The sequence below is a fragment of the Exercitatus varius genome (assembly GCF_029577735.1).
Classification (GTDB): domain Bacteria; phylum Pseudomonadota; class Gammaproteobacteria; order Enterobacterales; family Pasteurellaceae; genus Exercitatus; species Exercitatus varius.
Genome location: NZ_JARQTO010000001.1, coordinates 181539 through 207389, shown reverse-complemented (window position 1 = coordinate 207389; position 25851 = coordinate 181539). Strand labels below are relative to the sequence as shown.

General features: G+C 43.8%; 29 protein-coding genes and 1 pseudogene. 10 read left to right on the top strand and 20 right to left on the bottom strand.

The genetic code is table 11. The features are described from left to right. Positions 1-93 precede the first annotated feature (93 nt). Positions 94-432 (top strand): cyclophilin-like fold protein, encoded by a 339-nt coding sequence (locus P7M01_RS00945; protein ID WP_317481064.1) that lies wholly within the window; start codon positions 94-96, stop codon positions 430-432. Positions 433-542: 110 nt separating this feature from the next. On the opposite strand, the gene P7M01_RS00940 is transcribed toward P7M01_RS00945, so the two are convergent. Next, a complete protein-coding gene (locus P7M01_RS00940; protein WP_317482768.1) occupies positions 543-1202 on the bottom strand; it encodes an NAD(P)-dependent oxidoreductase in 660 nt (219 codons plus the stop codon). A 154-nt stretch (positions 1203-1356) separates the two neighbouring features. Here P7M01_RS00940 and P7M01_RS00935 point away from each other — a divergent pair, with 154 nt between their 5' ends. Together P7M01_RS00935 and P7M01_RS00930 are read left to right on the top strand one after the other, a co-directional pair. Continuing rightward, positions 1357-2049: a GNAT family N-acetyltransferase gene (locus P7M01_RS00935; RefSeq protein WP_317477252.1), complete on the top strand. Its 693-nt coding sequence runs from the start codon at positions 1357-1359 to the stop codon at positions 2047-2049. 18 nt (positions 2050-2067) lie between these two features. Then, complete coding sequence (locus P7M01_RS00930; RefSeq protein WP_317481066.1) at positions 2068-2433, top strand: winged helix-turn-helix transcriptional regulator; 366 nt, start codon at positions 2068-2070, stop codon at positions 2431-2433. Positions 2434-2486: 53 nt separating this feature from the next. Here P7M01_RS00930 and P7M01_RS00925 read toward each other — a convergent pair whose 3' ends face one another. From P7M01_RS00925 to P7M01_RS00895, 7 genes are all read right to left on the bottom strand, one after another. Then, positions 2487-3698 (bottom strand): NADH:flavin oxidoreductase/NADH oxidase family protein, encoded by a 1212-nt coding sequence (locus tag P7M01_RS00925; protein ID WP_317482767.1) that lies wholly within the window; start codon positions 3696-3698, stop codon positions 2487-2489. Positions 3699-3755: 57 nt separating this feature from the next. Then, complete coding sequence (locus P7M01_RS00920) at positions 3756-4067, bottom strand: ArsR/SmtB family transcription factor (protein ID WP_018650773.1); 312 nt, start codon at positions 4065-4067, stop codon at positions 3756-3758. 129 nt (positions 4068-4196) lie between these two features. After that, positions 4197-4805, bottom strand: coding sequence for a DUF1349 domain-containing protein (locus P7M01_RS00915; RefSeq protein WP_317482766.1), 609 nt, complete (start codon positions 4803-4805; stop codon positions 4197-4199). A 124-nt stretch (positions 4806-4929) separates the two neighbouring features. Further along, the gene (locus tag P7M01_RS00910; RefSeq protein WP_317481069.1) at positions 4930-5286 is read right to left on the bottom strand and encodes an MmcQ/YjbR family DNA-binding protein; all 357 of its coding nucleotides are present in this window, start codon (positions 5284-5286) and stop codon (positions 4930-4932) included. Between the two features lie 20 nt (positions 5287-5306). Then, positions 5307-6254: a DUF1848 domain-containing protein gene (locus P7M01_RS00905; RefSeq protein WP_317482764.1), complete on the bottom strand. Its 948-nt coding sequence runs from the start codon at positions 6252-6254 to the stop codon at positions 5307-5309. Positions 6255-6333: 79 nt separating this feature from the next. Next, positions 6334-7035: a glutathione S-transferase family protein gene (locus P7M01_RS00900; RefSeq protein ID WP_317482763.1), complete on the bottom strand. Its 702-nt coding sequence runs from the start codon at positions 7033-7035 to the stop codon at positions 6334-6336. 2 nt (positions 7036-7037) lie between these two features. Then, positions 7038-8375 (bottom strand): alkyl/aryl-sulfatase, encoded by a 1338-nt coding sequence (locus P7M01_RS00895; protein ID WP_317481072.1) that lies wholly within the window; start codon positions 8373-8375, stop codon positions 7038-7040. Positions 8376-8572: 197 nt separating this feature from the next. Between P7M01_RS00895 and P7M01_RS00890 the strand changes: the two genes are divergently transcribed. Continuing rightward, positions 8573-9499, top strand: a complete 927-nt coding sequence (locus tag P7M01_RS00890; protein WP_317481073.1) for a LysR family transcriptional regulator — start codon at positions 8573-8575, stop codon at positions 9497-9499. Positions 9500-9604: 105 nt separating this feature from the next. Here P7M01_RS00890 and rhuM read toward each other — a convergent pair. After that, positions 9605-10243, bottom strand: a pseudogene (rhuM, locus tag P7M01_RS00885) (RhuM family protein). 118 nt (positions 10244-10361) lie between these two features. Next, positions 10362-11207 carry an MBL fold metallo-hydrolase gene (locus P7M01_RS00880; protein ID WP_317481074.1) on the bottom strand — a complete coding sequence of 282 codons (846 nt, stop codon included), beginning with the start codon at positions 11205-11207 and terminating at the stop codon, positions 10362-10364. Between the two features lie 144 nt (positions 11208-11351). Here P7M01_RS00880 and P7M01_RS00875 point away from each other — a divergent pair, with 144 nt between their 5' ends. Beyond that, entirely contained in the window at positions 11352-12299 is a 948-nt protein-coding gene (locus P7M01_RS00875; protein ID WP_317482762.1) for a GlxA family transcriptional regulator, read from the top strand. A gap of 84 nt (positions 12300-12383) precedes the next feature. On the opposite strand, the gene ygiD is transcribed toward P7M01_RS00875, so the two are convergent. After that, on the bottom strand, positions 12384-13178 hold the full coding sequence (gene ygiD, locus P7M01_RS00870; RefSeq protein ID WP_317482761.1) for a 4,5-DOPA-extradiol-dioxygenase: 795 nt from the start codon (positions 13176-13178) through the stop codon (positions 12384-12386). A gap of 295 nt (positions 13179-13473) precedes the next feature. On the opposite strand from ygiD, the gene P7M01_RS00865 reads away from it, so the two are divergent. Continuing rightward, positions 13474-14559, top strand: coding sequence for an alpha/beta hydrolase (locus P7M01_RS00865; RefSeq protein WP_317482760.1), 1086 nt, complete (start codon positions 13474-13476; stop codon positions 14557-14559). Between the two features lie 322 nt (positions 14560-14881). After that, positions 14882-15244, top strand: a complete 363-nt coding sequence (locus P7M01_RS00860) for a winged helix-turn-helix transcriptional regulator (RefSeq protein WP_317475410.1) — start codon at positions 14882-14884, stop codon at positions 15242-15244. A gap of 86 nt (positions 15245-15330) precedes the next feature. Here the strand turns inward: P7M01_RS00860 and P7M01_RS00855 are convergent, their stop codons facing one another. Then, complete coding sequence (locus tag P7M01_RS00855; RefSeq protein ID WP_317482759.1) at positions 15331-15975, bottom strand: NAD(P)H-binding protein; 645 nt, start codon at positions 15973-15975, stop codon at positions 15331-15333. A 148-nt stretch (positions 15976-16123) separates the two neighbouring features. Between P7M01_RS00855 and P7M01_RS10375 the strand changes: the two genes are divergently transcribed. After that, the gene (locus P7M01_RS10375; RefSeq protein WP_394853274.1) at positions 16124-16291 is read left to right on the top strand and encodes a DUF1848 family protein; all 168 of its coding nucleotides are present in this window, start codon (positions 16124-16126) and stop codon (positions 16289-16291) included. A gap of 235 nt (positions 16292-16526) precedes the next feature. Then, positions 16527-17192, top strand: a complete 666-nt coding sequence (locus tag P7M01_RS00850) for an NAD(P)H-dependent oxidoreductase (protein ID WP_317476712.1) — start codon at positions 16527-16529, stop codon at positions 17190-17192. A gap of 113 nt (positions 17193-17305) precedes the next feature. On the opposite strand, the gene yciH is transcribed toward P7M01_RS00850, so the two are convergent. The 8 genes from yciH to P7M01_RS00810 all read right to left on the bottom strand — a co-directional run bounded on the left by yciH (position 17306) and on the right by P7M01_RS00810 (position 23680). Continuing rightward, on the bottom strand, positions 17306-17620 hold the full coding sequence (yciH, locus tag P7M01_RS00845; protein WP_317482758.1) for a stress response translation initiation inhibitor YciH: 315 nt from the start codon (positions 17618-17620) through the stop codon (positions 17306-17308). A gap of 11 nt (positions 17621-17631) precedes the next feature. After that, complete coding sequence (gene pyrF / locus P7M01_RS00840) at positions 17632-18330, bottom strand: orotidine-5'-phosphate decarboxylase (RefSeq protein WP_317476713.1); 699 nt, start codon at positions 18328-18330, stop codon at positions 17632-17634. Between the two features lie 33 nt (positions 18331-18363). Beyond that, positions 18364-19542: a lipopolysaccharide assembly protein LapB gene (gene lapB, locus P7M01_RS00835; protein WP_317481079.1), complete on the bottom strand. Its 1179-nt coding sequence runs from the start codon at positions 19540-19542 to the stop codon at positions 18364-18366. Further along, positions 19542-19838, bottom strand: coding sequence for a LapA family protein (locus P7M01_RS00830; protein WP_202937371.1), 297 nt, complete (start codon positions 19836-19838; stop codon positions 19542-19544). Before P7M01_RS00830 ends, lapB begins: the two co-directional genes overlap by 1 nt. 106 nt (positions 19839-19944) lie before the next feature. Then, entirely contained in the window at positions 19945-20229 is a 285-nt protein-coding gene (locus tag P7M01_RS00825; RefSeq protein WP_202937370.1) for an integration host factor subunit beta, read from the bottom strand. 153 nt (positions 20230-20382) lie between these two features. Next, positions 20383-22035, bottom strand: coding sequence for a 30S ribosomal protein S1 (gene rpsA, locus P7M01_RS00820; RefSeq protein ID WP_202937369.1), 1653 nt, complete (start codon positions 22033-22035; stop codon positions 20383-20385). Positions 22036-22138: 103 nt separating this feature from the next. Then, positions 22139-22834 (bottom strand): (d)CMP kinase, encoded by a 696-nt coding sequence (gene cmk, locus P7M01_RS00815; RefSeq protein WP_317481080.1) that lies wholly within the window; start codon positions 22832-22834, stop codon positions 22139-22141. A 6-nt stretch (positions 22835-22840) separates the two neighbouring features. Beyond that, positions 22841-23680, bottom strand: coding sequence for a VirK/YbjX family protein (locus tag P7M01_RS00810; protein ID WP_317482757.1), 840 nt, complete (start codon positions 23678-23680; stop codon positions 22841-22843). A gap of 122 nt (positions 23681-23802) precedes the next feature. Here P7M01_RS00810 and P7M01_RS00805 point away from each other — a divergent pair, with 122 nt between their 5' ends. Continuing rightward, positions 23803-25824 carry a transglycosylase SLT domain-containing protein gene (locus P7M01_RS00805; RefSeq protein ID WP_317482756.1) on the top strand — a complete coding sequence of 674 codons (2022 nt, stop codon included), beginning with the start codon at positions 23803-23805 and terminating at the stop codon, positions 25822-25824. Positions 25825-25851: the final 27 nt, after the last annotated feature.

The window sequence follows — 25851 nt, the reverse complement described above, 5'->3', positions numbered from 1 at the left end:
ATGCGAAAAACAGGACTACTCGGCTTATTGCTTTCAATCTTTATGATCCCAAACGCCGCAGCAGAAAATACCGTTAAATATCGAGGAAATACAATGAATATTACCATTGGGCAATCTACGTTCAGCACAGAATTAGCCGACACACAAGCAGCAAAAGAATTGACCGCACTTTTGCCCTTAACCTTCACAATGCAAGATCATCAACGCAATGAAAAATTTGCCGAATTGCCAAAAGCCTTAAGCCGCAACGACCAAGCGGTCGGTCGCATTGAAGCGGGCGATATTATGCTTTGGGGCGGCAATACCTTAGTGGTGTTTTACGAAAGTTTCCAGTCATCCTATCGTTATACCAAATTAGGCAAAATCAAAAATACCGCACAGCTCAAAAATGCAGTCGGTGCAGGAAAAGTCACGATGACTTTCTCCCCTTAGCTGAGGAGCTAGAAGGAACAAGCGATCTGAAACAACAAGCGATCGGATTTGAAATAAAATTTACGATGTGCAAAGCATTCTTAAAATCCCACCGCTCTTTTCATACCAAACTACTTGCTCGCCACGGTAAAACGTTTAAACAAATGTGCTTGTTGTTCCGCATCGTCTGCGATGGCAATTGCCAAATCTGCTACACTGATGCCTGCTGGCGCTTCGCCGTTCATCAACAATTCTTCGTTGCCTAAACGGTATTCGCCTGTGCGGTCTTCGCTGAAACCTGCGTCTGCACCCAATAAGGCTGGTGGAGAAATAAACGCCCAGTTTACATCACGGCGGTCACGCAAGTCGTTGAGCAGATTACGCGCCGCATTGGCACCGGCAAAAATCTCTTTCGGGAAAGCGTCTGTGTCAATTAGTTGCACATTGGGTGCAACGTACAAGCTGCCTGCTCCGCCCACAATCAATAAATAGGGGACTTGTGCGGCTTTTGCTGCTTCGGTAATCGCATTCGCCCCACGAGTGAAATCTTCGGCGATATTTGGATTTGTCCAGCCTGGGTTAAAAGCACTCACTACCGCATCAAAGCCTTTTAGCTGCTCAGCAAAATCCGCAGAATTGACATCAAAACTTACCGCTTGAATGTTGTCTGCTTTTGCTACTTTGTCGGTGTTACGCGCAAATGCGGTTACTTGATGCCCACGACTGGCTAATTCCGCCACTATCGCACTGCCTACATAACCTGTTGCACCAATAACTGCGATTTTTTTCATTTTGTTTTCCTTCTATTAAGTTGATTAAATTGTTGATGTGGCGTAGTATATGACAAAAACTTACTTTGTGTAAGTACTTACAAAAATGTAAGTACACAAATATTTTATAACTCATTGAATTTATTAAAACTTTATTTCAAAAAAGGATGCTATTATGCCGCTCAACCACCTCAATCAACCCATCGGGGAAACATTAACGGATTATTCAGTAGGACAGCAACCCCATATTCAACAGCTAATCGGGCGTTATACCATTGTTGAACCAATCAATCTTAAGCATTTTGAGGATGCCTACCGTTTTTATGGTGCGGAAAGCCCCGAAGCACAATGGACTTATTTGCCTATTGAAGCCTTTAAAAATCAAGCGGATTTTCGGGGGTATTTTGAAAAAATGGCACAATCTCACGATCCCTATTATTTGGCGATTGTAGATAAAATCTCAGGCAAAACCATTGGAACATTTTCCTTAATGCGTATTGATACGGCCAATCGTGTCATCGAAATGGGCTGGGTGCTTTATGGCGATGAATTAAAGCAATCACATTTAGCAACTGAAGCCCAGTTTTTAGTCATGCAATATGTGTTTGAAGTCTTACAATATCGCCGTTATGAATGGAAATGCGACAGCTTAAATGCGCCCTCTAACCGTGCAGCAAAACGCTTAGGTTTTCATTTTGAAGGCACCTTTCGCCGAGCACAAGTGTATAAAAATCGCACGCGAGATACCAATTGGTATTCAATGATTGAAGAAGAATATCAAGCGATGAAACCCAAATTTGAACGCTGGTTACAACCTGAAAATTTTGATGAAAACGGGCAACAACGTACAGCATTAAATGATGAATAAAAGCTCAATGAAATAAAAATGAAAAATTTTTCAAATTCGGCAGAACGGGGCTGTGTTTTGGCCTCACAATGTCCCTCTAGACAGATTTTGCAACATCTGACTAACCGCTGGGGTGTGTTGGTGATGATTGTATTGATGAAAGGCACAAAACGATTTAGCGAAATTCGCAAAGAGATTGAAGGCGTGAGCGAGCGAATGCTGACCCAAACGCTGCAACAGTTGGAACAAGACGGTATGCTCAATCGCAAATCCTACAATACTGTGCCACCACACGTTGAATACTCGCTAACGGATTACGGCAAAGAGGCAGGCAGTCGCCTTGTGAATTTAGTGGACTGGTTGGAAGAGAATTTAGAAGGGATTTTGCGAAGTCAGGAAAAGTAGTGGTTTACAAGCGGTCGGATTGACAAAACTTTTTGCAAACCGACCGCACTTTCCTAAGATCTCCCCGTACTCAACCCTGCTTTGCCGTTTTCCCAAAGAGTTTTGAATAACACTTTCCACGGTGAAAGTTTCGGATTTGGCTGTTTGCCATTGCCGATTAACGCCATTTGTGCCATATACCAATCCATTTCCAGCACCGCACCGAGTTTGTTATCCACAGGGGCGAAACCTGTTTTGATGCGGTTGGTCACGAGGGTTTGATAGTTGCCTTGCTGAATTTGGTTCGGTAAATCGGGTTGTAAGGCAAAAGGTCGGGCGATACGGATAAAGTCCAGATGTCCGCTTTGCAGTGCTTCATTCATTGCGTTTTCACTACGAAAACCGCCTGTGATAATCAGTGGTGCGTTGCAGACGGCACGGGCTTTTTCGGCGTAATCCAAGAAAAAAGCCTCGCGTTTTTGGCTGCTGGCTTTGGTGGATAACATTTCTGGGTTTTCATAGTTACCGCCTGAAATTTCAATAAAATCAATGCCCAATTCCGCCATTTTTTGTACCACTTGAATGCTGTCCGCTTCATCAAAACCGCCTTTTTGGAAATCCGCTGAATTGAGTTTCAAGCCGACTAAAAATTCAGGCTGCACCGCCGCTCGAATGGTGTGGTAAATTTCCACTAAAAACCGCATACGATTTTCAAGGCTGCCACCCCATTTGTCTTCACGGCGGTTGTGGTGTGGCGATAAAAACTGACTGATTAAATAGCCGTGTGCGGCGTGAATTTGCACCCCTGAAAAGCCTGCTTTTTCGGCAATTTTTGCAGTGGTAGCAAATTGCTCAATTAAAGTGTCGATTTCCGCTTCGGTTAAGGCTCTTGGCGGATTGATAAAGCCGTCCATTCCCTGCAATGCCACCGCACTCGGCGCCACAGGCGTGGGCGACAGCACTTTTGGCGACTGTTTGCCTGCGTGGTTAATCTGCATAATCAGCAAAGTATCGTTTTGTGTGCCTGCTTTTGCCCATTGTTGCAACGTTGACAAGCTGCGTTCGTCTGTGAGTACCACATCGTTGATCGAACCTTTGCCGTTTTCGGCGACCATCACATTGCCCGTCACCAACACGCCCGCCCCACCCTTTGCCCAAGTGTCATAAAGTTGCACCAAGGGCATTGTCGGTTGGTTTTGTTTGGCAAGTTGTTCTTCCATTGCGGATTTAAAAAAACGGTTTTTGGCGGTTTTGCCGTTCGCAAAGGTAAAGGGTTGAAATAACATAAAAATGCTCCATTAAGATTATAAGTTTAAAAACATAAACCTATTTGAGTAAAAAAATTACGGCTGAATACAGCCGTCTGCAATAAACGATGCCATCAAACGCTGAAAACGCTCGCCTGCTTGTTGTAGGCTCACGGTGTAATAACGCTCTTTGCCTTGCTGCTCAACACGCACCAAACCTGCATCTAACATAATTTTCAGATGATGCGACACCGCAGGGCGTGATAAATGCAAGCGTTCGGTCAAATCATTGACATTCAAACTGCCGTTTTCAAACAAAATATGCAAAATCATCAAGCGGTTTTCATCGCTTAACACGGTAAAAGTCGGAATGCACTCACGCAAAATATCAACAGTTTTTTGGCTCATTTTTGTTTATAGGTTTAAAAATTTAAACGGATTTTAAGTATTGTAGTGGAGATTGTCAAGCGGTGGGATTTCTACCGAATTTTGCAAATGGCAAAAAACTTCACAAAATCTCACCGCACTTTATATGGTTTAATCAGTCTGTTGTCCATTATGGGCTTGCCATTGACATTCGGTTAATGCCATATCCGTAAAGACCGCCGCGAACGAAGAATTTTCGGGCGAGCAAGCATAGACACCAAAGCGAATACGCTCGTTACCTTTATGTAAATGACAAATCCGCATTTGCTGAAAATGCAAGCCATCATACGAGCATTCCACACAATAATCGCTTTCTCGGCGACTTAAACGAAACCACATTGATTTAATATCTGTAGCAATTTCCACCGTAGCCCAATCAGAATAGCCGTGATTGGTTACCACGCTACCAAGATGTTGGAATTGCTCATTTTCATACTCGACCGAAGCTTTCAACCAATTTTCGCTATCTAGATATAACACGATACCGCACTGGTCAAAGCGTTGATGACTGCCTGAAAAATCCGTTTTCACTACAAAACTAAAATAGCGTTCATCGGTTTGCATTTGCAATACAGGCGCATTGTCATTTTGGAAGTGATAATAGGTACGTTGCCACAAATCCGTATGTGGCATTGTGGTGATCGTGATTTTATTTTCTGATATTTCATAGGCTTGCGGCTCTCTGGTCCAAACAAGCGACTGCGGATTAAAAACTTGCATTGTGGCTCCTTGAGAATAAGAACGAACATTATAGCAAGGTAAACAGGCGACCTAAAAATAAAAGCGGTAGGATTTTCCAACATTTTTGCCAATGGCAAAATCTTGTGAAAATCTGACCGCTTGTTTACTTCTTAAAAGTTAAACTAAAACTCTCATCAATTAATTCATTCAGTAAACGCTCATCAATTTCTGCTAAATTTAAGCTCAACCAATGCTCTTTATTCATATGATAAGCAGGATAAACGCCTTTGATCATTCGTAGAGAACCGATTTCTTCGGGCTTGGCTTTGACGTTCAATACCCAGATTTTTTCTATTGCATTTAAGCCGATTTTATTTGCCTCAATATTCATCAACACTGCAAACCATTTGCGATGATGACAATGGCGAAACACCGCATAATCAGGAAATTTTGCCCAAGGATATTCAGGCTCAACGCCATAGCGTTGTTGAATGTGAGATGAGAGAATAATAGGGGGCATTGTTTTATGCTCCATAAAAACTACAAGGAAAACAACTCAATCATATCCATTTGCGTAGGCAATAAAAAGCTTTTTTGCTGACCTTGAACAATGGTGTCTTGCTCAGTGAGATGCCCGAGCAATAACGGCGAATTGGGGTCGTGCAATTTACGCATTTCACGTGCTTTGGCTGGGCTTTTATTGACATAACAATATTTGCAACCGGTTGGGCAACTGTCATAAGCCCCAATATCGCGCGTTTCAATGCAGCCACAATGTTGGCGTGAACCATTATGTTTCAGCATTTTAAACTGCACATTATTGGCTTTCCCGAGCATATCAAGGGTCATACAACCTGATGCGTGAATACCATAAGCAGAAAAATCCCCCTCTGTCGCACAAGTTTGCAAATATAAGCCATAACGTTGTGCAATTTCGCCTAATCCTTTTGCCAAAATCTGTTTATTTTCAGGCGTCAATGGGATTATTTCAGGCATATTTAGCGAGAGTTTTTTATACATTTCCACAAAGCTGAAAATGCCCCTATCCACATAAGGCGTTATTGCTTTTGCCATTTTCTCAAATGTTGCTAAATGATAATCCGCAGTATATTTCTCGGTCAGTAATACGGGATCATACCGCCACGCTACACGTTGTTTGCCAACCTGCTGGGAAAGCTGTTTTAAGGTTTCAATACTTTTTTCAATGGGAAGAGATAAAGGTTCAACATCCCTTTCATAAGCCGTAATGGTATAGTGGAAATAGGTGTTAAAACGGCTCGTAATTTGATGGAGTTCTTTTAAAATCGGACGATAATTTTTTGAACAGAACACCACACAATCTACTTTATCAGGCGTGAGTTCATACCGAGAAACCTTATTCGGAAATAAGGGATTTCGTGATAAAACATATCCTTCTTCAAATCGTTTGAGTAGCCATTTTGAATAATAATGCACCGTATCGGTGCGCCCGCCTGTGTTAATAATCATCTTTTTTCCTAAAAATTAGCGGTCAGATTTTCTCTTTATATTGGCAAAAAATAAGAAAAAACGACCGCTCTTTTGTTGATTATTCGCCAAATACCGCTTTATCAAAACGTTCCACATACGCCACTAAATTCGCTTTTGAACGCGCGTAACGTGCAATTTTTGTCTCAATCGGTGTTTGGATTAAGCTGGCAATAATCGGAACGATTGCCACATCTGCCGATGTTATTTCATCGCCAAATAAGTAATTTTTATCGCCTAAATAATCACTTATCGCGTCCACATCCATAAAGGCAAAATGGTAAACTTCATCTAAACTGTGGCGACCAATACCGTGTCCTTGCATTTGGTTCATCACATTGGTTTGCAACATGGCAAAGATTGGTTCAGCCTGCTCTGCCGGTATACTGTCAAACATCGCTTTCATCATAAATGGCTTACCCATCGGGTCAATAAAGCGATTATAAACACTCGCCCAATATAAATGTTCTTCCGCCATTCTGCTCAATGCGTGGGAAATGGCTTTTTGTTCCACATTTAAAGTGCGGTCTAAATTTAATCCATATTTGGCTTGCAAATATTCGGCAATAAAATGACTGTCGGCAATCAACTGATGGTCATCTTGCAATACAGGCACTTTGCCTTTCGGCATTTGGCTAAAATCCGCCACATATTCTTTCTCAAAATTCAAACCTGCCAAACGTAGTAGGGCTTCTGCTTTCCAAGCAAAAGGCGAAGAACTGCGAATCGTGCCAACGCCTGCTAAAGTCAATAATTTCAACATAATTAGTCCTTATTTTTAAGTTCAATAGCTGATTGGATTAAATAGGTTTTGCCTGATACTGGCAAAATATTTTCGCTGATTTTTTCCAACGCTTCTGCTTTAATTAAACGAGTAACTTTGTCATCACTCAATGCTAAACGATAGTCAGCCAGTTTAGTTGCCCAACGATAATCTTTGGCTTGTAATGCCTGTTGTGCTTTTGCTGTCAATTTATCCGCACCACCGACCAATGTTGCCATGCGTTCTGCTTCTTCTTTATCAGTTAACGGTACTAAATTAGTCGGATTACCATCAAACCAGCCCAAACGTGAAACAAAAATTTCTTTAACCGCCCAAGGAATTGCACCGTAGAAATCACCTAAGGTCGGTACTTTACGCAGATGTTCGGGCAGACGGATTTCCGCCGCAAGTTGGTTCGGCGTTTTGCCTTCATTCATACCCTTAATGGTTTCGTTATAGACATATTCCATCGCTTCAGCGTGTTGTGCCAAGCGTTTTTGGATATTTTCTTTGCCTAAAATCGGGTCGTTATGTCCTGGCATTACGGCATTAGCATCAAAGGTCATCAACTGGCGTACTCCTTTCGCCCAGCGTTCAATATCGCGATAAATACCGCCACGAATCGGGTACATATTCGGCATTAAGCCGTAAACATGGTCGCCTGAAAACAGCACTTTTTTCTCTGGCAAATAAATCACAACGTGGTCTGGACTTTCGCCTGCTATGGTATGCAATTCAAATTTCACACCGTCAATGGTGAGTTCGGTTTTGCCGTCTTGCACTGCGTGATTGGGCTGCACCAGCACCTTGCCTGTTTCGCCGTTTTTAAAGCGTGGAATCACAAAATTTTCAGGATAAAGTTCGTCTGGAATGCCTTCACCAAATTGTTTGCTGGTACGGTTTTTTACAACTTTTTCCAGCCCCTTGAGCGGTGCTTGCTCCTGACCTAAGGCGTGATGGGCGTAAATCGGTAAATCTTTATCCGCATCTGCTAAGAAAACCGCCGCGCCTCTGCGATGGTCGGGGTGGCTATGGGTTAATAACACCGCTTGCAATTTACCAGGGGCTAGTTGCTTGATTTCCGCTAACGCTTGGCGTAAACGGGGCAAATCATCGCCCGTGTCCACCAAAATATAGCCGTGTTTGCTTTTGATTACTCCGAAATTAGACGAACTATAACCGCTAAACGCATACACATCAGGGGCAAGTTCCACTCGTTGCTGTTTTAAAGCGTGGTGTTGATGTTCAGGTTCAATTAAAAAGCCAGGATATTGTTGTTCGTGGGCGAATGCCATTGTTGTACCTAAGGTTAAAAATAGAGTAAGAATATTTTTACGCATTATTTTCATCTCGTTATAAAGTATTAAATATATTGACGGCTCTTAGTCCGTTAGACATTCCGCCAATTCTTGTGCAAATTTTTTTATTTTTTGTTTAACGTGCTTCGTTACCAAATAGATGCCATTCTATACTTTCATATTCTAAATTTGTAGATTAGAATAAGTTAAATAATCCTTAACTTAAAGTTATAAATAAGATGAATAGTATTGAATATGGACAGCTTTTGGTTTTCCAAACTATTGCCCGAGAAGGCTCTATTTCGGCTTGTGCCAGAACGCTGGGTATTTCTGTGCCAGCCGTAAGTAAATCATTGCAACAATTAGAAAAAAAGTTGGGCGTGCCTTTATTTCAACGCAGTACGCGCAAAATTCAACTCACCGAAACAGGTATTCAACTATTGGCACAAACCCTAGATGCCGTAGATACGCTGGCAATGGCTTTTGAAAAAGCCAAAACACTCGCTCACACACCAACGGGAACAGTAAGAATAACCGTATCGCAAGTGGCTTTTTCTCTGATTTTGCAACCTATTTATGCTGAATTTTGCCAACGTTATCCGCATATTCTGTTGGATATTTCTATCAATAATGCCAGTGTCAATTTGATTGAAGAAAGATTTGATTTAGGTATTCGCTTTGGCAATCTGCTAGAAGAAGGAATGATTGCTCGCCAATTAACCGAAAATATTCGTGAAGGGCTTTTTATTTCGCCTGACTATGCTAAACGCTACGGTATCCCCAAAACAGTAGAAGAACTTTCTCAACACCGTCTAATTGGCTATCGTTTTATTACGGCAAACCGATTTCATCCACTCACATTAGTGGTTGATGGACATCCGCAAGTTATTGATATGCCTGTATCACTCATTATCAATGATAGTGAAATGGTCATTGACGCTATTCAACAAGGGTTAGGCATCGGTCGTATATTTGAACCACAATATGAGCGATTGATAAACCGTGAAAACTTACTTCCTATCTTGGAACCCTATTGGCAAACCTTTCAACCACTCTATTTGTATTACCAACCCAAAAGCCAAAATGCCAAACGAATACAAGTATTCATTGATTTTTTAATGGAAAAGGGAAAAGATCTTCAATTTGTTGAAACACAAGGAAATTAAACTTTTGGAGATAAAAAGGGTGCGTTAGCAAACGCACTCTACAAGCGGTAAAAATTTCTAAATTTCTTGCCAATCCCAAAATCTTGTGGAAATCCCACCGCTCTTTTACTCTTCCCCTTTCAATAATCTGTCAAAATCGCTTTCAAAGTGTTGATCTTGAATGACACGATATTTTTCAAACTCGCTCAAGGCGTGGGCTTTGGCGATTTCGGCGGTAACTTTGCCAGCGTCTTGTAACACGGCTCTGTCGGTGGCGTCTAAAAAGCGGTTGAGCCTGGTTTCCCAATCTTGCATTGTCATCGGGATTTGGCGTAATGCCATATCTTCCGCCATATCCAAATAAGCGGACACCAAGCGTTGGAGTTGAGCCAACTCATTATCAGATAAATAATTTTTCGCCACTACTACATCAAAAGGATAAATTTTGCCCTGCGGTGCGTCTTTCCAAGTGGCTAAGCCCATATTCGGCTTGCTGGCCTGGCGTTTGCTCTAATAACTTTTACCATCATCGGCAGTTATTCGAAAATTTCTAATAACTGAATTTTCGTCTAACTCATTATCATCAAATACTTTTTTTAGATGATAATTAATCGTAGGCACTTCAACATCATAAAGCTGCCCCATCATTTTTTGGCTCAACCAGACATTTTCGTCCGCATAAATGGCATTGACTTGGCTCTCGCCTGTGGCGGTCATAAAGGTGAGATATTCCGCCACCGAAGAAACCATTTCCGATTTGGTCATACAAACTCCTTAACTGAAATTCCGTTTAGTCTAATGCCATTTGCAATGCTGGCAAAGGGGAAAAGGACATTTTTTCGATGCCAATCGCAAAATCTTGTGAAAATCCCACCGCACTTTCTTAATATTTCAACACTTCCCCTTCTTTCGGCACGGCAACCTTGCTTAATTTATTTTCTTTCACAAATTTTCGCATTTCATCAGAAGTAACGGCAGCGTGATTGACGGCGTCCATATGTACGGTAATGATGTCAGCTTTCGGGGCGGCTTGGCGAGCTTTGGCAACATCGGCTTTCCCCATAATAATGCTGTCTGAAAAACCTTGTAGTTGAGCGTAGCCTGTATTCATTACAATGACTTCAGGTTTATAGCGGTTGAGTGCAAAATCCACATCTTCATTCCAAATGGTGTCGCCTACGATATACAGTGTTTTTTCGCCGTCTGCTTGCATCACCACGCCCATTGCCTCGCCTGCTAATTCAGCTAGCTGCGGAATAGCATACATTTGATCCGTGCCGTGTTGTCCGCCTGTTTTGCTTAATTTCACCTGGTTAAATTCGGTATTTTTGCCAACTACACGCACATCTTTAAAACCTTGTGAACGGATAATTCGAGCATCGCCTGCATTTTGTACGAAAATCGGTAAGGTTTTCGGTAACACTTTTTGTGCGTATTCATCCCAGTGGTCGGCGTGGGTGTGGGTAACAATCACGGCATCTACGCCTTCAAGCACTTTTTCTACGGGTTCTTTCATATCAATCAACGGATTACGTTTTTGGCTGTTGATAGTGCCTTCAAAGCCAGCGTAACTGCCTTTCGGAGCAAGATAAGGATCGACCAAAAACGTGCTGCCTGCCATTTCAATTTTAGCGGTGGCGTTACGGATATGTTGATAGCTAATTTCAGCATTAGCCGTGGTTGCAACGGTGGTTGCCATTAAAGCAAAAATAAGAGATTTCAGTTTCATTCTGTTTCCTTTTGTAAAAAATAAGATAAATTAAACCGCTTGTTTGCGATGGAGGTATTATGAAACCAATGAGAAATGAAAAACATTGACTTATTATTCAAAAATCGTAAAAATCGGGTCAAATTCATTTAGCAAGTAAAAAAGATGTCTATTCCAACCGTTGCCTTAGTGCTTTATCCCCAATTTAGCCCTTTTCATTTTTCCGTGCCTTATATGGTGTTTTCCGCCGAAATTGACGGCAAGCCGCTATTTAACGTGAAAGTGGTCGCAGAAAATCCAACAGTTACCCAATCCAAGCCAGCGATTATTCAGGCAGACGGCAATTTGAGTTTGTTGGAACAAGCGGATTTGGTTGTAATGATCGGTTGGGATAAGTTGGAACAAATGCCGTCTGCCGCCTTAACGCAGGCATTGCAACAAGCGGCACGGCGTGGCGCGACCGTTGTAGGATTGTGTTACGGCGCTTATCCCCTTGCCTATGCAGGTTTGTTGAACGGCAAAAAAGCCACCACGCACTGGCTGGGCGAAACGGATTTCAGACAGCGTTTTCCGCAAGTGAAATTAGATTGCAGTGCCATTTATATTGAAGATGAAAACATCATCACCTCCGCAGGCACCGCGGCAGGGTTGGATTGTTGCCTCGCGATTGTTCGCCGCCAATATGGGATAAAAATTGCCAATCAACTGGCACGTTTGTTGGTCATCTCGCCCCATCGGGAAGGCGGGCAGGCACAATTTATTGAACAGCCCGTTACTCGCAAAACCGCCAACGAAAACATCAACGAATGGCTAGACATGATGCGAGCTAACCTAAACGCCGATTATTCCATTGACACACTCGCCGAAAAGCTCATGATGAGCCGCAGCACCTTTACCCGCCATTTCCGCAAAGCGACGGGAATGGCATTAACGGAGTGGCTGATTGAAGTGCGGTTACAAAAAGGACGAGAATTGTTAGAAAGCACCAAGCTCAACATTGACGAAATCGCCCACCAAATCGGCTTTCATTCCGCCACCGCCTTTCGTCAGCATTTTAAAGCGAAACATCACATCAGCCCGAAACAGTGGCAAAAGCGGTTTCAGACTGATTGAAAGCTAAAAGTGCGGTCAGATTTTAAGAAGTTTTTGCCAATAAAAAAACTCGCCGAAATTCGACCGCACTTTATCGGCTCGCCACTAACTTTTCGCCCGAACCAACACCGATGTCATACTAAGCGATCCTGCGATCAGTTCATCATTAAACAAAGTGATGTCATCGTTTTCATCACGCTGCGCCATCACATAAAGCAACGGCAAATAATGGTCTGGCGTTGGCACGGAAAGCGCAGCGCTTTCGCCAAACTGCTCAAAATGGATTAACGCCTCATCGTTATGTTCATGCATGGCTTGATTGATTTCATCTCTGAACTGATACGCCCAATCGTAACCGGCGCCCACTTGATCGATATGCTCCCAGCTAATCGCTCTTAAATTATGCACAATATCGCCGCTGCCCAAAATCAACACGCCTTGTTCGCGTAACGGACGTAATTTTTTCGCCAATTCATAATGCCATTGCGGCGATTTAGTGCGATCCAAACTAAGCTGAACCACGGGAATATCCGCCTCCGGATAAAGATATTTCAACACCGCCCAAGCGCCGTGATCAAAACCACGGGTCGGATTAATTTCCACCTGTTCGGGCGCAAGCAACGTTTGAATGTGTCGAGCAAATGCCGGATCGCCTTTCGCCGGATACACAATCTCGCTTAATTCCGGCGGAAAGCCGTGAAAATCGTAAATCATCGGCGGATTTCCCGCGCCCATCACTTGCAATTTTGCGCTATACCAATGGGCGGAAATACATAAAATCAACTTCGGTTTCTCAAAGGTTGAGGTAATCTGTTGAAAACCTTGGTTAAAGATGTTCTGCGGATCCAACGCATTCATCGGATTGCCGTGTCCGACAAAAAGTGCGGGCGATTTTTTCATTGTTTTTTCTTTTCCTATTAAATGTGCGAAAGTTAGGCATAATTCACCCCTTGGGGTTGCCAATTAGAGGGGCAAAGCCACTCAACTATGTGTAATCTAGCACGCAAATACGTACTAGGTGTAGAAATAAAAATCCCCTGATTAATATTTTCCTATCAATGCAAAACCTCCCAAAAATCCAACCAGTTTTTTCTCCATTATTCTCATTCCCACAACAGACAATTCTATTTTTATTGATTATCACACCATAATTTCCGATCTAAAATGCAGTCATTCAGCACATTCAGGAGCAAAAATGAAACTCAAAACCCTAACCACCGCATTATTCCTCGGTTCAACCCTTTTTTCAGGAGCAATTATGGCAGAAATGACTTCAGCGACAGCGATAGACGTCCCTGCGCAACACATTCAATTAACCCAAGAATGGGACAAAATTTTCCCGAAAAGCGATAAAGTGGAACACCGTAAAGTCACCTTTAAAAACCGCTACGGCATTACTTTAGCGGCAGATTTGTATATGCCGAAAAATGCGCAAGGTAAATTGCCGGCCATTACGGTGGGCGGTCCGTTCGGTGCCGTGAAAGAACAAACTTCGGGCTTATACGCGCAAACTTTGGCGGAACGCGGTTTTGTTACCTTGGCGTTTGACGGTTCCTTTACCGGCGAAAGTTCGGGCTTGCCACGCAATTCGGCTTCGCCTGAAATCAATACCGAAGATTTTAGTGCCGCAGTAGATTTCTTGGGTTCGCTTGAAAAGGTCGATCGTGAAAAAATTGGCGTGTTAGGCGTGTGCGGTTGGGGCGGTTTCGCTTTAAATGCCGCAACAGCCGATACCCGCATTAAAGCCGTTGCCACCAGTACCATGTACGATATGACGCGCGTAATGGCAAAAGGTTACAACGATAGCGTGGACGCCGATGCCCGTTATAAAATGAAACAAGATTTGAACAACGCCCGTTGGGAAGCACAGGAAAAAGACTACGCCAACACCAGTGATACGCCTGTATTGCCCGAAGTCAGCGCGCTTAATGCGGATACACCAAAATTCGTGGCGGATTATGTCGATTTCTACAAAACCAAACGCGGCTACCACCCGCGTAGTGTCGGTTCAACCGGTGCGTGGACAACCACAACACCGATTGCATTCATCAATATGCCGATTTTGCAACGGGCGGATGAATTACGCGCCCCCGCTTTATTGGTTCACGGCGAAAAAGCCCATTCGCGTTATTTCTCGGAAGATGCGTTTAAAGCCTTAGGCAGCAAAGATAAAGAGCTGTATATCGTACCAAACGCCACTCACGTGGATTTATACGACAATCAAGCCAACAAAATTCCGTTTGATAAATTTGAACAATTCTTTAAAGCGAAATTGAAATAATCACACCGGATAAAAAGCCGTCTGCAAATGTATCAGACGGCTTTTTTTATCAATATGCTATGACAACGAAACCATGTAATCGGTGAAATTCTGAAAAAATCCGCAAATAAAAAAACCTATCAAAATTTGACCGCACTTTACCTTATTTCAAACGACTTTCCTGCCACCGTAAAACGTTTAAACGTCTCTCTGTTCAGCTGATTAAGATTGCCAATCTCGCTGATGTGGCGTAGTATATTCACATAGCTTACTTTTAAAAAGTACTTACAAAAATGTAAGTTTGAAAATATTTTTTAACCGATTGAAACTAAAGGAAATAAAAATGGAAAAATTTTCTGATTTAGCCGGACGAGGCTATGTGTTAGCGGCAAATTGCCCTTCCAGACAGATCTTGCAGCACCTGACCAATCGCTGGGGCGTGTTGGTGATGATCGTATTGATGAAAGGCACCAGACGTTTCAGCGAAATCCGTAAAGAAATTGAAGGCGTGAGCGAGCGGATGCTGACCCAAACGCTGCAACAGTTGGAACAAGACGGCATGCTGATTCGCAAATCCTATAACACCGTCCCGCCGCATGTGGAATATTCGCTGACCGATTACGGCAAAGAAGCGGGAACAAAACTGGCGGATTTAGTCGACTGGTTGGAGGAGAATTTAGCGGGGATTTTGCGGAGTAAGGCGTAAGACAAGCGGTCGGATTCGGACTAAGTTTTGCCATTTGCAAATTTCCGCTCGGATCCGACCGCTTATTTTTTCACGGGATGTGATGCTTATTTCGCCAACGCCCAAATCTCCGCACTTTCCAAAATAAAAGTGCCGAGCGGTTTTTGTTTGACCGCTTGAATTAACGCGCTGGCCAGTACGGTGGTCGGCATCGGTTTCATACTTTGCAACAAGCCGATTTTATTCAGCCCGTTTAACACTCTAATCACCCAGCGTTCGCCGGCACGGTCGGTATTCGGGCGAATCAGCGACGGTGGTCGGAAGATCAGCAATTGCGGAAAACCCAGTTGCGTGATGTCTTGCTCGAGTTGCCCTTTCATTCGCGTATAGAAGAAACGAGAGCGACTGTTCGCATAACCCGATGACACCAGTACACAACGCGGCACGCCGTTTTGACGTGCAATGTTGGCAACATCATATTGGTACTGATAATCGATTTTCCATTGCGCCGCCTTGCTGCCCGCGGCTTTGAGCGTGGTGCCCAAACAAGAAAACAGCACATCGCCACGCACCTTGTGTTGCCAAGTTTGCGGCCGGTCAAAATCAATCACTTCTACCGTCAGTTTAGGATGTTGCAACGGCACCGCTCTGCGCACAAAAACGGTCACTTGCGAATAATCCGGATTGTCCAATAACTGTTGAACGAGCTCCTGTCCCGTTGCGCCCGTGGCGCCGATGATCACCGCCTGCATATTGCCTCCTTATCGGCTTTTTCCATCGCTTTACGCGATGCTTTGAGTAACATTTTACGCGGCATAAACGGTAAGATCCAATCCGCAGCAAATTTCAGTTTTCCCTCGTTAAACGCCACTAATTCGTCTTGTTACATGACGGCTCGACATTCTCAGGCGTGTCAACGGAGTGAATTTCAAAACGTTAAAACACCAAGGATCACGTCAACATTGCGGCTGCATCGAAACCCGCGACATTGGCGCATACGACAGCTGCCCCAGCGGTTGCAAATACTGTTACGCCAACCAAAGTCCGGCAAAAGCCCGCGAAATGTAAAAATATCACGATCCGGATTCGGCATTGTTGCTCGGGCATTTGGGCGAAACCGACGTGGTGCGGCAAAGTTCGCAAAAAAGCTTTCTTGCACCGGCGCAGATGGATTTGATTGAGCTGTGGAAATAATAAAAAACATCGTATTTTTTGACCGCACTTTTCCGATTATTGACTATAATTAGTAAGCCAAACCTTTTATAATGATCAAAGGTTTCATCAGAAAAGTAAGGATTTTTTTATGACTATTTTAACCACAGAACAAGTTTTATCCGCATTTAAAAACCGCAAATCCTGCCGTTATTACGACGCAAACCGTAAAATCAGCGATCAGGATTTCAATTTTATTCTAGAACTCGGACGTTTATCGCCAAGCTCCGTAGGCAGCGAACCCTGGAAATTCATTGTGCTGCAAGATCCGAAATTACGTGAAGCGATTAAACCGTTCTCCTGGGGAATGGCAACAACGTTGGACAGCGCAAGCCACATTGTCGTGATTCTCGCCAAGAAAAATGCCCGCTACGACACCGAGTTTATGTTGGAAGGCATCAAACGCCGCGGCGTCACCGAACCGGCTGCCATCGAAGCCACATTAAAAAAATACAAAGATTTCCAAGCCAACGATATGAAAACGCTGGATAACGAACGCGCCTTATTCGATTGGTGCAGTAAACAAACTTACATTGCGCTGGGCAATATGATGACCGGCGCGGCCATGGTCGGCATTGATTCCTGTCCGATTGAAGGATTCAATTATGCGGAAATGAACCGCGTATTATCCGAAGCCGGTTTGTTCGATCCGAAAGAATGGGGTGTATCCGTTGCGGTTACCTTCGGTTATCGTACGCAAGAGATCGCACAGAAAGCCCGCCGTCCGCAGGAAGATGTGGTCATTTGGGCAAAATAATATTAAGCCTTAAAAAGAAAACCGTCTGAGCATTAACTCAGACGGCTTTTTTGTGTTTGAAATCTCTATTCACGCCGTAAAAAAACTCGACGAAAATCGCCCGCACTTTTGTTCTAACCGCCGGCTAATTTCACGGTGAAGCCCTTTTGTTCCAGCAGCTGTTTCAGCAATTTACGTTTTTCGCCCTGAATTTCAATGTTGCCGTCTTTGACGGAACCGCCGCATCCGCAACGTTTTTTCAGTTCGGCTGCCAGCTTTTTTAATTCATCGTCGGTCAGATCCAATCCGGCGATCAAACTCACGCCCGCCCCTTTTCGACCGCTGGTTTGCCGATGAATTCGCACAATACCGTCCCCTTTCGGGCGCACGGTTTGTGGTTTCTCCGGCTTAATGCGGCCGCTTTCCGTGGAATAAACCAATGTATTCATCAGTTCTGAAATCAGATATTGGTTAAAGAAGCGTTAATGGAACGCAGCACTTCCGCCGGATTTTCTGCCTGAGTAATCGGGCGTCCAATCACCAAATAATCGGATCCCGAACGCACGGCGGCCGACGGCGTCATGACACGGCGTTGATCGCCGAATTCGGCTCCCACAGGGCGAATCCCCGGTGTCACCAGTTTGAAATCCGGTCCAAGATTTCTGCGTAAAATTTCCACTTCCTGCGGCGAACAAACCACGCCGTCCAAACCGGCACGCTGAGTTAAATGCGCTAAGCGAATAACTTGTTCCATTGGCGAGGCGTTAATTCCAATCTGCAACAAATCCAGATCTTCCATGCTGGTTAACACGGTAACACCGATCAGGAGCGGCGCATCTTTGCCGTACGGTTCAAGAATATTTTTTGCTTCTTCCATCATGCGTAAACCGCCGCTGGCATGCAAATCCACCATCCACACGCCTAAATCCGCCGCAGAACGTACCGCGCGCGCAACCGTATTAGGAATATCATGGAATTTTAAATCCAAAAATACGTCAAATTTTCGTTCCTGTAATTGTTTCACAAAATTCGTTCCCAAGGTGGTAAACATTTCTTTACCCACTTTTAACCGGCAAAGGCTTGGATCGATTTGCTCAACCAGATTCAATGCTTCCGCTTCCGTTTCGTAATCTAACGCAACAATAATTTTGCTGTCCATTTTTGGTTTCCTTGTAGTAAAAATACGTTAAACTTAAATACCTTTATTAGGTTTGATTTTTTCCCATTGACGGCAGGAAGGGCAACACCACATCAGTTTATGACTTTGATATCCGCAGTTGATACAACGGTAACTGAACCCCTGTCTGATCCGCTCCCCTACCATTTTATGCAATAACACCAGGCTGTCTTTCGCCCGTCCGGCCTCCGCATCGTCAATCTGATACTGAATAAAACGATGATATAGCACCATGCCGGGATGTTGTTTAAGCTGGTTATAAACTTTGTTCTGCGCCGCGATTCGACTGTCTTTTTTCTCAATTAAATCCGCTAACGCCAAATCCACATCGGCATTGCCCGTTTGGCTTGCTCGAATGAGAAATAATTCAAAATTATCCAATTGTCCCAAACGGGTATAGCATTCTTTCAATACCGATAAAATTTCACCGACGAAATCAGCATTCTGGTTCAGAACATTTTCAAAAATTTTGACCGCACTTTGATAATCTTCGCGAGTCATGAATTCTTTGCCTAACAAAATCGATGCACGCACACAACTTGGCGAAACCTGCAAAGCCTGCCGCAATAAGGCTTGTTTATCTTCCTTACCGTTCGCCGATAAAGTGCAGGCGTATTCGCAATAGAATTGAGCCAATTCGATATTGTCATCCTGAGGCGAAATTTTAGCCAGTTTTTCCGCCACATTAACGGCTTTTTTCCATTCTTTGGTCTTTTGATAAATCACGGAAAGCTGCTGCAATGCGCCTTCGGCAAACTCCGGCTCATCAATCAGCACGATACAGAGCGCTTCCGCACGATCGAAAAAACCGACGGACATAAAATCCCGAATCAGTTGCTGCTTTGCCAATAATTTTTGCTCAAAAGAATAATCGGGGCTCTGGTCAAGGGCTTGGTGGATACGTAAGGCGCGATCCACCTCACCGCGGGAGCGAAACAAATTTCCTAATGTCAGTTCGGCTTCAAATTGAGAGCTTTTTTCAATTTCATTTTCCGCTTCCTGTTTTTGCAGCATATCCAAAAACAAATCCACGGCTTTTTCCGTTTGATTGGATAAAAGAAAATTTACCCCCGTCACATAATCGCGCGAAAGTTTATTACTGATGTCTTCCTGATCTTTTTTAGCACTGCGATGCCCCATGTACCAACCGTAAGCGGCAGCAATCGGTAATAACAGGAAGAGTAATTCAATCATTATTCGGCAGCCTTATTGAGACTGGTTGTTAATTCGTTAATTTGCTGCGTTAAACGTTTAGTTTGACGGGTTAAAGCCATATTTTTAAATTTTAGCCGGAGATAAAAAATACCGGTAATAAGCCAGCCCAAAATCAACCCCAAACCAAAAAGAATGGCGACAAGCGTTGAAAGTTTAAAATCACTTTGCGCAAAAACATAATTGAATGTAATAACCTGATCGTTATTCGCTCCGACAGTAATCGCCACCAACACAATTGCCAATACAATAATAAAACCGAAAATATATTTAATCATACTGCCCTCTCCTACAGATAAAGCGATTACATTATGCCAAAAATAAATATAAAAAACGACACCCGAGGTGTCGTTTCATGATGAATTTCACAAATTGAGCGCCGTATTAAACTTTAAAATCAACCCGTTCTTTCAACTCTTTACCGGCTTTAAAATGCGGAACGCATTTTGCGTCCAACTTCACACTTTCGCCGGTTTTAGGATTACGCCCTAAACGCGGTTGACGAAAATGTAATGAAAAACTGCCAAAGCCGCGAATTTCAATGCGATCGCTATTTTCTAAAGAACCTGACATTTGCTCCAGAATTTCTTTCACTGAACTTTCGACAATCTTCATTGAAATTGAGGGATTTTTTCTCGCTAATACTTCGATTAATTCAGACTTAGTCATCGCCTCTTATCCTTTGTTTAATAAAACAACGTCATTTTTGACCGCACTTTTCTAAAGTTAACCATAAAAAATCACGTTGTTTCACTGGTAAATATGGAATAACCGGTGGGCCGAAACCCACCGGTTTCAAGTTAATTAAGGGAAGGAATAAACTTATTCACCCTTTGCAGCTTGGAAAGCGGCTGCCATTGCGTTAGGAATAGCAACTTCTTCTTGTTTGCTGTTCACGCTTGCAAGTGCGGCGGCTTCTTCCGCTTGATCTTTCGCTTTCACTGATAAGTGAACAATACGTGCTTTACGGTCAACGCCGGTGAATTTCGCTTCAATAACGTCGCCTGCGGCCACTTCATCCGTTAAATCCGCCGCACGGATATAACCTTCAACACCGCCTGCTAATTCAACTTTAGCGCCTTTCGCATCAGCTTCAACTACAGTGGCGGACAATACCGCACCTTTTTTATTAACTGATACGAAGTTATTGAACGGATCATCTTCCAGTTGTTTGATACCTAAAGAGATACGTTCTTTAGCCGAATCAACCTGTAAAACAACGGCTTCGACTTCATCGCCTTTTTTGTAGTTACGAACGGCTTCTTCACCTTGAACATTCCAGGAAATGTCGGATAAGTGAACTAAACCGTCGATACCGCCTTCAAGACCGATAAAGATACCGAAATCGGTAATGGATTTGATTTTACCTGAAACTTTGTCACCTTTGTTGTGAGTTTCCGCAAATTGCAACCACGGATTCGGTTTGCATTGTTTCAAGCCTAAAGAAATACGACGACGTTCTTCGTCGATTTCTAATACCATCACTTCAACGGTATCACCTAAGCTTACAACTTTTGAAGGATGGATGTTTTTGTTTGTCCAATCCATTTCGGATACGTGAACCAAACCTTCAACGCCGTCTAAAATTTCAACAAAACAACCGTAATCGGTTAAGTTAGTCACTTTACCGGTTAATTTGCTGCCGACAGGATGATTTTCAGCGATCGCCACCCATGGATCCTGGCCTAATTGTTTTAAGCCTAAAGATACGCGCGTACGTTCTTTGTCAAATTTTAATACTTTAACGGTAATTTCATCGCCTACGTTCACGATTTCGCTTGGGTGTTTAACACGTTTCCAAGCCATATCCGTGATGTGTAATAAACCGTCAACGCCGCCTAAATCAACGAATGCACCGTATTCGGTCAAGTTTTTAACGATACCTTTCACTTCGGCGCCTTCAGCTAAGTTCGCTAATACTTCATCGCGATCCGCCGAACTTTCCGATTCGATTACCGCACGACGTGAAACAACCACGTTGTTACGTTTTTGGTCTAATTTGATAACTTTGAATTCTAATTCTTTACCTAATAGGTGATCGGCATCACGGCTCGGACGCGTATCAACTAATGAACCCGGTAAGAATGCGCGAACACCGTTTAACTCAACTGTGAAGCCACCTTTCACTTTACCGTTGATTAAACCAACAACGTTTGCCTGCGCTTCAAACGCTTTTTCTAATTCGATCCAAGACTCGTGACGTACCGCTTTTTCACGGGAAAGTTTAGTTTCACCGTAACCGTCTTCAACGGCGTCCAACGCAACGTTAACAACGTCGCCGACTTTAACGTCAATTTCGCCTTGAGCGTTGGTGAATTCTTCAGCCGGAATGCGCGCTTCGGATTTTAAACCTGCGTCTACGTATACAAAGCCTTTTTCGATAGCAACGACAGTACCGTTGATGATTGAACCTAAACGTTGAGTTTCAAGGTTTTGTAGTGATTCTTCAAATAGTTGAGCAAAAGATTCTGACATATTTAATCTTCTTTCTTTGGGTTAATAACGTCCACTCACAATCCGTCATAAGTGGGGTTGGTAATAATGTTTATTCTTCCGTGAATAAACCGGTTAAAAATAATTAAGCCGTTTTGGATTCGATATATTTTAACGCCCGCGCAATCACTTCTTCAATGCTGAGTTCCGTACTGTCGAGCAGTAACGCGTCATCGGCGGGTTTCAGCGGCGCAATCGGGCGATTTCTATCACGAAAATCCCGTTCTTTAATCTCGGCTAAAATCTGCGCAAAGTTACCATCAATCCCTTTACTTTGCAACTGTTTATATCGTCTTTTTGCACGTTCTTCCGCGCTGGCGTCTAAAAACAGTTTCACTTGAGCATTCGGAAACACCACCGTTCCCATGTCGCGACCGTCGGCAATCAACCCTTTTCCTTGTTTGGAAAAATCTTGCTGAAGCCGTAGTAATGCGGCTCGCACGGCAGGAAAGACGGCAATTTTGGACGCCGCATCCGCCACTTCCTGAGTACGAATTTTCCGGCTGACATTTTCGCCGTTTAAAAGAATCTGCACTTCCCCGTTTGTCGGTAAAAATTGAATCTTCAGATTTCGGGCTAATTCCGCCAACGCAAATTCATCGTCTAATTTGACCGCACTTTTGCTTTGTTCCTGAGTTTTCAGCGCTGCCAAAGCCGTTACGCGATAAATGGCGCCGCTGTCCAACAGCGCAAAACCCAATTTTTCCGCCAACGCATAACAAAGCGTGCCTTTACCCGCGCCACTCGGACCGTCAACCGTAATCACCATATTCGTCATCATCACATCCTATTTATGAAAAAAAGCCCGCACGGACCGTCGCATATCATCAAACATGTCGTAACGCTTACGGTACATGGAACGCTTTTTGCTTTGAATCTCTTCCAACGGTTTACGCTCAATTTCCAACGGCAAGCGCCAATATCCATTTTCATTCGGCTCACCTTCGTTTTCCCGCCAGAATTCATCATAATTGAACAATAACTTGGAATGATCGTTCCAACGATATTTCGCCTGATTTTTATGGGCGATACCGAGCAACTCGCAATCCAGCGCATCCGCCAAAGATTTAAACACGTTCACAATCATGTACATCGGACGCACGCCGTGTAATTGTTTGGTCGCCGTTTTCACCCATTCCTGCGCATCTTCGCCTTTCGGTCCCTGCACCGAGGCAATCAGAATCCGATTATCCGGCAAAAAGGTGAATGAGGCGTCATATACCGAACGCCCGTCGAGATTTTTAATGTTAAGCGAAAAAAAACCCTCGAACGGATCAATGGCGTTAATATTCAGATACGCGCCCCAATCCTCGGTTAATTGCGCCAGCAATAGACTTTGCCGTGTCACTAAACGACGGCAAATTTCATTGCCCCAATGTTGCTCCGCGCCGTCAAAAGTATATTTTATAGCGGATAACCGTTCCTGCGCCGAAAAACGACGATCACAAAATTTCGCCAGCAACGCATTAAAACGATATCCGTTTTGCTCAAACACAGGCTGCCATTGCGGATGCTGTTGCAAATATTGCAAAAATTCCCGAATTTCGGCTTTATAACGTTGCGTATAAAAATGATAACGAAAAAAAGAGCGAATCCGCTTACCTAAGCGCCGCTCCCTGCCGTACATGGACTGAAACGTTGGAAATAAAAATGAACTCACAAAAAACCTGTTGTCTAATTGAACTGAGATAACTAAAATCTGTGGGATTATACTAAACTTGACCGTACATTTAAACTACTAGGAAAAATATGAAGCTTTCTACTTTATCCGTTGCCCTGTTGACGTCCGTTATTTCATTTTCCGCCGGCGCCGATTTAACACAGCAACGCGCTACCTACCAAAAAATCGGTGAGCTGCTTTCCATTTCCCAAAGTGAACCGACCCGGAATTTAGCCAAAATCCTGCTTGCACAAATCAAAGATTATCCGCTTTATCCTTATGCTCAATATCAACTGCTTAACGCCGATAAAGACAACCTCAGTCTTTCCGATATTGAAGCTTATCAACAAGCCAATCCGACTTTGCCGTTTGCCAATCGTCTGAAAAAAGAATGGGTCCGCTCGTTGCAGGAAAAACAAGACTGGCAAACAATTCTGGCCAACGGCGCCAATTTGCCGCTGGATATGGGTTCTCAATGTATTCTGGTACAGGCAAAAGCCAATTCGTTACCGAACAGTCAGGATAAAACAAACGAAAAAACGAATGAAAAATCGCCCGCACTTACACCTAAATTGCCTCAGGAAGATCTCACCGTATTGTGGCTGACAGGCAGCAGTTTGCCGAGTCAGTGCGATGCGCTGTTAAACCAATGGCACGAACAGGGCGGTTTAACGCCGGAACTCGCCCGCCAGCGCGCCGTGATGGCATTCGAACAAGGCAACGGAACCCTGCTTAGCCATTTACAAAATCAGCTTAAAGACGAAAAAAATCAACGCTGGGTGGCGGATTTGCGTGCGCTACTCGCTTCTCCGCAAAAACTGACGGATGAAGACAACCGTTTTTATATTGATATTATTCCGAACAAACCGTTGGAAAAACGCGTTTTATTGGCGATATTTCCCGCTTACGTAAAAACCTTAACGGAAGAACAGGTTAAAGATCCGGCAAAATATTTTGAAAAATTTGAAACCTGGGCAAAAAGTTTTGAATTGACCCCATCTCAGGTGAACGACTGGAAAAAACTTTATCTGGCGCAGTTCTTCGACAGCGAAAACGTCGAATTCAAAGCCTGGCGCGATCAACAGTTGCCGACTCTAAAAGACGAAAAATTAACCGAACGCCGTATCCGTATGGCGATTCGCGAAAAAACCGCCACTGCGGACTGGTTAAATTTATTATCGGAATCCACTCGCCAAAAAGACGAATGGCAATATTGGCTGGCTAAAAACAGCGATGCCGAAAAATCTAAACAAATTTTGACCGCACTTTCCAAAACCCGCGGATTCTACGGCATGCTTGCGGCTTACGAATTGGGTCAGCCGTATAAACCGACGATGGAAACCTTGCGCGAATCCACAACGGAAGGGCAAAATCCTCTCGCTAAAGTGGAACAGGAATTTGCCGCGCCGTTGGCAAGAATTGCGGAATTGCGGGCGTTGAATAACACCGCCGGCATGTACAGCGAATGGAAAACCTTGATGGACGCGGCATCCTTCGAACAAAAACTGCGCCTGGCTCAATATGCGGAAAAACAAGGCTGGTATGATTTAAGCGTAGAAGCCACCATTCAGGCGAAGGCCTGGGATTATGTCAGCCTGCGTCTGCCTAACGCTTATCCCGACTTGTTTGATTTGCACTTAAACGGCAAAAAAATCCACCGCACTTTCGCCATGGCGATCGCCCGACAGGAAAGCGCATGGCGTCCGAATGTCGTGTCTTCCGCCAATGCCCGCGGTTTAATGCAGCTCTTGCCGGCGACGGCAAAACTGACCGCAACCCGCACGCAGTTGCCGTATAACAATGAAAGCCAGTTGTTTGAGCCGTTTAACAATATTATGCTCGGCACGGCGCATTTACAGGAATTACAAAACAAATACGGTGACAATCGCATTCTTATCGCCGCCGCTTATAATGCCGGGGCGGAACGCGTGGATAAATGGCTGGCAAAAGCCAATAACCGTTTGTCTATGGCGGAATTTGTCGCGTCGATTCCGTTTTTTGAAACCCGCGGTTATGTGCAAAATGTCTTGACTTACGACAGTTATTACCAAATTTTGCAGGCGCAACCGCAACAATTATTTTCAAAAGAAGAATCGGATCGGTTATACTAATTGCACTAGTTTAATAGTGTAATCGGA